Annotated in this window: 7 protein-coding genes and 1 tRNA gene; 7 read left to right on the forward strand and 1 reads right to left on the reverse strand. The window is 58.2% G+C overall.

Annotated features, from left to right (window positions below):
• Positions 1 to 133: 133 nt before the first annotated feature.
• Positions 134 to 844, reverse strand: a complete 711-nt coding sequence (locus LAN64_19645; GenBank protein MBZ5570044.1) for a L,D-transpeptidase family protein — start codon at positions 842 to 844, stop codon at positions 134 to 136.
• Positions 845 to 996: 152 nt separating this feature from the next.
• Between LAN64_19645 and LAN64_19650 the strand changes: the two genes are divergently transcribed.
• The 7 genes from LAN64_19650 to LAN64_19680 all read left to right on the forward strand — a co-directional run bounded on the left by LAN64_19650 (position 997) and on the right by LAN64_19680 (position 9,192).
• Complete coding sequence (locus LAN64_19650; GenBank protein MBZ5570045.1) at positions 997 to 2,109, forward strand: lytic transglycosylase domain-containing protein; 1,113 nt, start codon at positions 997 to 999, stop codon at positions 2,107 to 2,109.
• A gap of 555 nt (positions 2,110 to 2,664) precedes the next feature.
• A complete protein-coding gene (locus LAN64_19655; GenBank protein MBZ5570046.1) occupies positions 2,665 to 3,873 on the forward strand; it encodes an ATP-dependent 6-phosphofructokinase in 1,209 nt (402 codons plus the stop codon).
• A 589-nt stretch (positions 3,874 to 4,462) separates the two neighbouring features.
• Positions 4,463 to 4,538, forward strand: a tRNA-Lys gene (locus LAN64_19660).
• Positions 4,539 to 4,935: 397 nt separating this feature from the next.
• On the forward strand, positions 4,936 to 7,644 hold the full coding sequence (locus LAN64_19665) for a DEAD/DEAH box helicase (GenBank protein ID MBZ5570047.1): 2,709 nt from the start codon (positions 4,936 to 4,938) through the stop codon (positions 7,642 to 7,644).
• A gap of 3 nt (positions 7,645 to 7,647) precedes the next feature.
• Complete coding sequence (locus tag LAN64_19670) at positions 7,648 to 8,532, forward strand: SWIM zinc finger family protein (GenBank protein MBZ5570048.1); 885 nt, start codon at positions 7,648 to 7,650, stop codon at positions 8,530 to 8,532.
• A gap of 98 nt (positions 8,533 to 8,630) precedes the next feature.
• Positions 8,631 to 8,951 (forward strand): BrnT family toxin, encoded by a 321-nt coding sequence (locus LAN64_19675; GenBank protein ID MBZ5570049.1) that lies wholly within the window; start codon positions 8,631 to 8,633, stop codon positions 8,949 to 8,951.
• Complete coding sequence (locus tag LAN64_19680) at positions 8,902 to 9,192, forward strand: BrnA antitoxin family protein (GenBank protein ID MBZ5570050.1); 291 nt, start codon at positions 8,902 to 8,904, stop codon at positions 9,190 to 9,192. The genes LAN64_19675 and LAN64_19680 overlap by 50 nt, the downstream gene beginning before the upstream one ends.
• Positions 9,193 to 9,338: the final 146 nt, after the last annotated feature.

Consider the following 9,338-nt stretch of genomic DNA (forward strand, 5'->3'; position numbering starts at 1 on the left):
TGCGCAATCCAGATGTCCTCTTGCTTCTCCCGCTGCTTGCGCGTCCCCATCGACATGCGCGACATTCTACGAACTATGCCTGTGGATACTTCAGTACTTTCCGCTCACGAATCCAGACTTGCACCACGGGCTGCTAGGGGCGAATCTCCACCGGCGTTCCATCTGGAACCAACTGCCAGATCTCCTCGATTTCCGTGTCGGTCACGGCAATACAACCATCTGTCCAGTCGGAAACACGATGGTTGGCTCCCACCCAGGAGAATTCAGGCCCCAGACCGTGAATCATGACGTCGCCGCCGGGCTTTACTCCGATCCGCCGGGCGCGTCGCTTGTCGGCGAATTGAGGATACGAGATGTGCAACGCCAAATGAAACTTGCTGGCTTTATTGTGAAAATCAATCGTGTAAAGTCCTTCCGGTGTCCGGCGATCTCCTTGCCGCTGTTTCGGTCCGAGACCACCACGTCCCAGCGCGACCTCATACGCCTTTACGACCTGGTCCCCACTCAGCAACAGCAGTTTGTGTTGCCGCTTGAGCACCAGTACGCGCTCAACCTTCGGTTGCGCAGTGGCAGCCGTGGTCAGCAATACGAACAGCAGCAGCCAGCCAGATTTCTTATCCGCGATCACCCGCCGGAGTATACAACGGGGAACCAAACCGGGATATTGTCCGAAGGACACGTACCACGATAACCGTGCGCATGTCCCAGGCCATAGCGCCGCAACCTCAAGCTCATCAAGAGATTCCTCTTCGCCTGCGAAACAGTCAACGAATCTGGCACCATGCTGACGAGATCCAGCAAACGCTTTACGACTGGCCTCCAGCCCGTGTCTGCTTTCGCGCATCGCGCTAGAATTCTCGTATCAAACGAGACGACATTTCGGCGGACCCAGCCCCGCATTCCTCCGCGGGCTTGTCGATAGCCTGTTCTCTTCTTGTAGTCTCGTTACTGGCACTGGCTGGCTGGATAGCCTTTCGAACATGGCCCAGATCCATTGTGCTGCCCGAAACTGTTGCGCCCCAGGTGGTCGTATCTGGAACTACCCTACGCTATCCCGTCGGTCCCGGCGTGCTGCTCGCAGAAGTCGGACAATTCAGCGACGAACTGTCCGCCTATCTGCAGTTCGACTACATTCGAAGCCGCCCCGACGTGGACGAAGCGGCCGTGTTCCTGGAGGCCAACGAGACCGCTCACGGTCCAGACTACCGCGTTACCATTCTCGCTCCCAACGATGCCGTGACCGCAATCCCTTATCTGGCTGGACTCGAGGCCCGAGCAATCATCAGTGGATTCAAGCTCGTGGCAACACCTGCTTATAGGATTCCATATCTGCGGCAGCAGACTGCCATCTTCGTCTCTGCCTACAACCGCCCCGTACGGCGCAAGCTTGACGAGATCGATCCCCACCAGCTTGCCGTACCCGTATCGCGGTTCATTCAGTTCAAGTCGAGGACTGACCCGCGAGTGAGGCTGCAGCCGGATTTTCCGGTCGGGAGCCTGACTCGACAGCAAGCGACTGAGTTCGCGGCCGACGTCATTGCCGTCGCCAGGTTCTATTCGATTCCCCTGGACGTGTTTCTCGGCATCGGCGCCATGGAAAATAACTATCTCGACGTTCAAGGTGACCTGGAACACACCACGTGGAAAAGAAAAGCCGAGCCAGGCGACATTGTGCTGAAACGCCGCCGCGGACGCGTGCTGGTGAAAAACTATTCGCTTGGGCCCTGGCAGATCACCCGGGAAACCCTGCGGTATGCGCATGAACTCTTTCTTCACGACAAGCGCGACTATTCCGCGCTGCCCGAGCGGCTCCGCCCATCCCGACAGCTGAATTTCGACAGCCTCGATGGTCACGTGCTCACTACCTATGCTGGCCTTCTTTTGCGGGATCTGCTCGACCACTTCGACGGAGATATTGAACAAGCAGTCGGCGCTTACAACGGCGGAATCAGCAACCCCAATTTGCAATACGCCGCTGGAGTTCAGCAGGTCGCCCAGTACGCAAGAAGCGTACTGGTGCACGTCTCGGGGATCAACGAAGCCGCCATCGTGAATACTCGCTTCGTCAGCGTGTCTCGCCCCGGGCCCCATCAACCCGCTCGTCGTTGATTGTCGTTCACGAAAGTAGGCGTCGGTCAACCAGATCGAACGCCGGGCAATCGCTGCGATCAATTCGTCCAGCCGTCAACCCCCGGCGATATGGGGAGAAGCCCCAGCGGGTGAGGTAGCGTTACGCGTCGTGGCCAGCATGCCGAGGGAGTTCTTTTTCGGAGATCGGCGAACCAAGGAGTTGCCCACATCGTTGCAATCGCCTGCTCGATATCGACGACCGCGGGTCCCTCGATCACAACGTCGGTGTCACGCCAGGGGCCCGCTGTCACGACGTGGACCGCCGCCACTGGCGGTGCACACACAGGCCAGTGATCAAAGCGATCCGGCGGTCGACCGAAAGAACCGGAGAAGTTCTGAACGCCGGCCTTTCGATCTGCTAAGCTGCAGGTGAAAATTCCTTTGAGGGGATTGTTACCGGCCGCGGACTGGGGCGATCTGCCCTGCAGGGCGTGAGCTACGTATGTCTCGGCCTGCGTTTCCAGTATTCCCTCCCCTGGTACTGCGGATGCGGAAGCCGCCTGCAGGTTGTGCAGCAACCACGGAGGACACAACATGGCCAATATCAACACGAGGAAATCCGTAATCGGAATCCTGACCGGCGGCGGGGACGTGCCGGGTTTGAACCCGGCGATCCGTGCGGTCACAATTCGGGCGCTGCGGGAGGGCTATCAGGTGATCGGCCTACGGCGCGGATGGGCAGGCTTGATCAACATCATTCGCGAAAAGGACTACGACAATCGCGACAATTTCCAGACCCTCTCGGAAGAGCTCGTCATTCGGGCAGGCCGGACCGGGGGGACCTTCCTGCATACCTCCCGTACGAATCCGAGTCAGGTCAAGAAATCCCATATCCCCGCTCACTTGGAGGGCACGTACCAAGCCGAGAACAACGACTTGACGCCGGAAGTGCTCAAGAATCTTGACTGGCTCGGAATCGACTATTTGATTCCGATCGGCGGCGACGACACGCTGAGCTATGGCGTACGCCTGCATCAAGAAGGCGTGAAGGTGGTAGGGATTCCCAAGACCATGGACAACGATGTTCCGGGAACCGACTACTGCATCGGGTTCAGCACCTGTGTGACGCGCACGATTCAGATGATCAACAGCCTGCGGACTTCCGCCGGTTCGCATGAACGTTTCCTGGTGGTCGAGGTGTTCGGCCGTTATGCCGGCTTCACGGCCATGCTGCCGACCATGGCGGGGGCAGCGAACCGGTGCGTCATTCCGGAGCATAAGTTCAATGTCGAGCGGTTGACAGAATTGCTGGTGGCCGACCGCCGCAAGAACCCAAGCCGGTATTCTGTCTTGCTGGTGTCCGAAGGAGCGATGTTGGAAGGTGAGGAAATGATCTTTGAAAAGGAGACGACGGACGCCTTTGGGCATAAGAAACTGGGCGGAATCGGCGATCTGGTCTCGGAGAGGCTGCAAGAACTCTCCCCGAAATACAATAACGGCGAACTCATCCACGTCATCAACCAAAAACTGGGCTACTTGGTCCGCGGTGGAGATCCTGACGCGATCGACTCGATCGTCCCCATGGCCTACGGCAATCTTGCGCTGAACTTGATTCTCAACAAGGTCCACGGCAGGCTTGTTGTCCTCAAAAACGGCCGATACGACAACATGCCGATCGACGCTGTGACCGCCTCGAAAAAAGTCGTGAACGTGAAAGAACACTACAACACCGAACGACTGCGGCCGCACTACAAGAGCTTCGAGATGAAGCCCCTCTTCATCATGACAAGTGACCTTTCTTAAGTGGCATCCATCCCGATTCAGAACCACTGCCCGCAGGATTCGGCGCGCCGTGAGATACCTGACCGCATGATAGTGGGCTGGGACAAAACCCGGGAAGATGCACCCGCCGAGCGTACCTCTGAAGAGGCGCCCTGCGGCAGGGCACATATCAAGGCTTACCAATGAAGATCCGTGAATATGTTTATGACGGTCGTTGGAATCTCATTTCTTCTGCTGCACCACAGTCGCTCAGAGGCAGAATCCGACGAAGGAGCATTTCGCCCAATGAAACGCAAGCGGTTTGACACTCGACCCGAATGATTACGGACCAAAATTCCGCCCACATGGTCGTTCAGGCAGCCTCGAATTCCGCCCGGAACAAGCCCGGCTGCAGTGCCCAGCAGCGACAGTACGCGATATGCGGTACGGCACGAGGAAGGTTACAAACTCGTTTTGCAGTCTGGGGACTTTTGAAGGGACGGCCTACATCGGCCGGTTCGGCGGCTTACGGTGAGTTCCGTTCAAATCGTTGATTCTGCTACTGAGCAACTGACACAAACTCAGTTGTATCATCGTTGGATCGTGGTAAATTGTTAGAAGGAAACAGCCTGGGCGCGTAGCTCAACTGGCAGAGCAACTGACTCTTAATCAGTAGGTTGAAGGTTCGATTCCTTCCGCGCTCACCACTTTATTATCAACAACTTGCGTGTGGTCTGGCGGATCCGGTCAAGGCCAGGTAGTCAGTTGGTCTAATTTCGGAGGAGCCGCAAATTTCCAACATTCTCATGGGCTTATCCGTGTTCCAGCTTTTGCGTTTGTGCCGTGAAGTCAAGGCGGAGTCAGCAGGCCTCAATCCAGCCCCTTATCCTCACCGCATCATTTCAATAGCTTAAGCGGAACCATTGCTCCAGGCGTGCCGTCGAATGTGCCGTGGGCGTTGCGTGCCAAGACCGATTGGAAAACGTCTCTTGCTGAGATGTCCCAGCGCAGTGCTGAGGAATAGGGGAAAGGATATCGATGCTTGGCGAAGGAAGCGTGACCGAATCGTTGCGGCTTGCTCGTCCTAGCTGATAGGTTTTCTGCATGGATTCGGTCTCCGTGGTTCCGATCCTGACCCCGCACGGTCGTCTGCGCTTGATCGAGGAGGATAACGCGCCGGCTCTTGATCCGGAGCTTGCTCAGCGTCTACGCGATGCTTTCGCGCGTGGGTCGGGCCATGGTCTCCTCCAACTCGGCGCCGGTGAGGTCGGAACGGTGCTTCCTCCTGTTTTCTGCTACTGGCGCGAGTTCGGGGCGCGGTTAGTGACCGCCCTCTGCACGCAACCGGATATCGAGCCGTCGCGACAGAATGCGCATGTTCCCCCTCCGCCCGACGCAGAACTGGAGTGGTTGGCTCTGGCAGCGCCCGCGATGACTGGGGCGGAGTATCTGACGCCAACGGTCCTCCAGGCTCTCTGGCAGGAACTGGACACAGCCTTCGGGCTTGAGTTGTCCGAGTCGGAATGCGGGGTTCAGGAGTTCCTTAAGCGCCGCAACCCGGCGTGGAACCTTGTCGGGCGCGTGCACTTCAATCTTGCCGAAAATCGCAAGGATGAGGAGGCACCGTTCGCATTTCTCGCGACCTACACGACCCGGTTGTCAGCGCACGCCAAGGCGCAGCATCTTCCGCTGGGCCAGGCGCTGCGCGAGTATGCGGGAGCGGCAAACAAGGATCGTTTGTTGTCTCTGCTTCTTCCCGTACAACGAGCAGCGGAGAGATGTCCGTGGCTGAAGGCCATGGTGGACGCGGGTGAGGTCTTCCATCCGTTGCGCTGGAAGCCCAATGAAGCCCTGCAGCTCCTGAGGGACGTCCCGCAATTGGAAAGCTCGGGTGTGATTGTGCGGATGCCGGCGACATGGCGGGCCAACCGCCCTCCGCGTCCGCAAGTGTCGGCCAAAGTTGGCGGCAATAAACCATCGGGAATGGGAAAGGACGCACTCTTGGATTTCCGCGTGGAAATCACGCTCGACGGCGAAACGTTGAGCGCTGCTGAGATCCGAGAATTGCTGACCAAGTCCGATGGGCTGGCGCTTGTGCGAGGGCGCTGGGTTGAAGTTGACCGAGAGCGATTGAGCCGCATGATCGAACACTTCGGCCAGGTCGAGCGCGCCGCCGCCGAGAATGGCCTCAGTTTCGGGGAGGCAATGCGAATGATCGCTGGCGCCGATGTTGGCGCCGATGGAACGCCCGTCGCTGCCGATCCTGACTGGGCTCAAGTGATCGCCGGTCCGTGGTTGACGGAGACACTGAAAGGGCTTCGCAGTCCTGAAGGGCTGGCCCGCATCGATCCCGGCGCGGCGCTGCATGGCACGCTGCGGCCTTACCAGCAGGTGGGCGTGCGCTGGCTCTACCTGCTAGCGAAACTCGGACTCGGCGCTTGCCTGGCTGACGACATGGGACTGGGCAAGACCATTCAGGTGCTGGCGCTGTTCCTCGTGCTAAAAAGCCAGGGGGACGGCAAGCAGCAGCCAAGCCTGCTGGTCGCTCCCGCTTCGCTGCTCGCCAACTGGGCCTCGGAACTGGAACGCTTTACGCCCAGCTTGAAGGCGTTCATTGCCCATCCGTCCGCCATGGCTGCGGCCGATTTGAAGACGCTTGCGCCTGAGCGTCTACGGGAAATGGACTTGGTGATTACCAGCTATGGATCGTTGCTCCGCATTCCGTGGATTGCGGACGCCTCATGGCAACTGCTCGTGCTCGACGAAGCGCAGGCCATTAAGAACCCGGACGCTAAGCAGACTCGCACCGCCAAGAAGATCAGTGCACGATCGCGCTTCGCCCTAACCGGCACGCCCATTGAGAACCGCCTCGGAGATATATGGTCCATCTTCGACTTCATCAACCCGGGGCTGCTCGGGTCGGCAAAGGAATTCACGAACTTCACCAAGCGCCTTGCGGACCGACCCCACAATCCATACGGCCCTTTGCGCGAACTCGTACGACCGTACATCTTGCGAAGGTTGAAGACCGACAAAACGGTGATCGCCGATCTGCCTGACAAAACTGAGGTCAAGTCGTTCTGCCAGCTCAGCCGAAAACAGGCGGCGCTCTATCAGCAGGCGGTCAAAGAATTGGCGGAGCTACTCGAAGACACGGAGGGTATCCAGCGGAAGGGTCTGATATTGTCGTTCCTGATGCGCTTCAAGCAGATCTGTAATCACCCGTCCCAGTGGCTGGGCGATGGCGCATGGAGCGAGCAAGACAGCGGCAAATGGGCGCGTCTGCGGGACATCGCGGAGGTGATTGCCGCCAAGCAAGAAAAAGTGCTCGTCTTCACCCAGTTTCGCGAAGTGACTACGCCGTTGGCGGCGTTTCTGGGATCGGTTTTCGGCCGTCCCGGCCTGGTTCTTCACGGGCAAACCGAGGTAAAGAAGCGCAAGAATCTGGTGCGCCGCTTCCAGGAAGACGAATCGGCCGGGTTCTTCGTGCTCTCGCTGAAGGCTGGAGGCGCCGGACTCAACCTTACTGCTGCCTCGCATGTGGTGCATTTCGACCGGTGGTGGAATCCGGCGGTTGAAAACCAGGCCACCGATCGCGCTTTCCGCATTGGACAAAACAAGAACGTGCTGGTGCACAAGTTCGTGTGCCGGGGAACGGTCGAAGAGAAGATCGACCAGTTGATCGAATCGAAGCGGCAGCTCTCGAAGGATATGCTCGAAGGCGGCGCTGACCTGCTCCTGACCGAATTGAAAGACGACGAACTGCTCAGGTTGGTAGCGCTTGACCTCAACACCGCGCTCAAGGAGACCTGATCCATGCACTCCGACTGGGGGTGGAGACCGTATGTCTCCGTGGCGGAGCGGCGACGGCAAGCCGCCGGCAAGATGGAGAAGCTCAGGAAGAAGGGGCACTCCGTTTCGCCGGTGATCATCGAAGGGCGCGTCATTGCCAAGACCTTCTGGGGTAAAGCCTGGTGTGAGAACCTCGAACGCTATAGTGACTTCGCGAACCGTCTCCCGCGCGGGCGGACGTACGTGCGCAACGGCTCGGTAATCGATCTGCAAATTGCTCCCGGTGAGATCAAGGCTCTGGTCAGCGGCTCGGATATCTACACGGTGGCCGTAAGAGTTACTCCGGTTACGAAGGCGCGCTGGAAGTCCATCTGCAAGGATTGCGCGGGCGCTATTGATTCGCTGGTCGAGCTTCTGCAGGGACATTTCTCTAAGGGCGTCATGGAACGCATCTGCCGGCAGAAGACCGGCCTGTTTCCTTCGCCAAATGAGATCAAACTCTCGTGCAGTTGCCCCGACTGGGCCGAGATGTGCAAGCATGTCGCGGCGGTGCTTTATGGCATCGGCGCGCGGCTCGACAAACAGCCCGAATTTCTCTTCAGACTTCATGAGGTCGACGAGAAGGAACTGATCGCCAAGGCAGGCAATGCACTTCCGCTGGCGAGGAGAGGACCGGCTGCGGCAAAGGTTCTCGGCGGCGGCCAAGACCTCTCCGAACTCTTTGGATTGGATATGGCCCAGAGCGCGGCTGCCAGCGCCGGGTTGTCTCGTAAAACAGGCGCGAAGCCAAACCGAGCAAGGACGGCCACCATGGCAAAGGCTGAGGCGGTGCGGTCTGTGCATAAGACGGCGACAGCACGGCTCGAGAAGAAGGGCGGCTCATCGAGAGTTGCCGCCAAGAATCCCTGACGTGCCCAACCATTCTGCAGCGCACATCCGACGGCCACCGTGGAGCATGTATTGACAACTGTACATACTTACCATAGACTTTAGTCTGAGCGGCAAGCATGCGCTTTGAATGGAACGAAGAAAAGAACCGGAAGAACCGAAGCAAACACGGCGTGAGCTTCGAGACCGCCACGCTGGTGTTTGATGATCCGTACGCCCTCACAAAGCGCGACGCCGCGCACGTGGAGGAGGAACGCTTCATCACTCTTGGCGCGATTGGTCCCGGTGCAATTCTGCTGGTGGTACATACCAGTTTCGAGAACACCGGGAGCGAGGAAGTAATCAGGATCATTTCAGCTCGCGCCGCAACCTCCCGAGAGAGGAAAAGCTATGAAGAAACTCACAAGGGAACAGAAACGAGAAATCGCCGCCATCGCTAGAATGAAAGACGCCGACATTGATCGGTCCGACATGCCGGAGGTTGTGGATTGGAAAGATGCTGAGATCGGCCAGTACTACCGGCCGACTAAGAAGCCCGTTACCATGCGCTTGGACGCGGATGTCATCGAATGGCTTAAGGGTTACGGACCCGGATACCAGACGAAGGCGAATATGCTCCTAAGACATGCGATGGTCAGTACCAAGGCGCCGAAGACAGGGAAGAAAACAAAGACGGCGTAGAAGCCGTTTCACTGCTGTCCGGTTAAGTTGCAAGGTGATGGCTGCAAGTAGTAGCTGCGCAATAAGTTGAAGCCATTTCGGGCTTGCCGCGATTCGAATGCGAGGAGAGTACACAATGGCTCATGAATCAGGGCCGCACCGTCTTC

This window comes from Terriglobia bacterium (genome assembly GCA_020073185.1).
In the GTDB taxonomy this organism is placed as follows: domain Bacteria; phylum Acidobacteriota; class Terriglobia; order Terriglobales; family Acidobacteriaceae; genus JAIQGF01.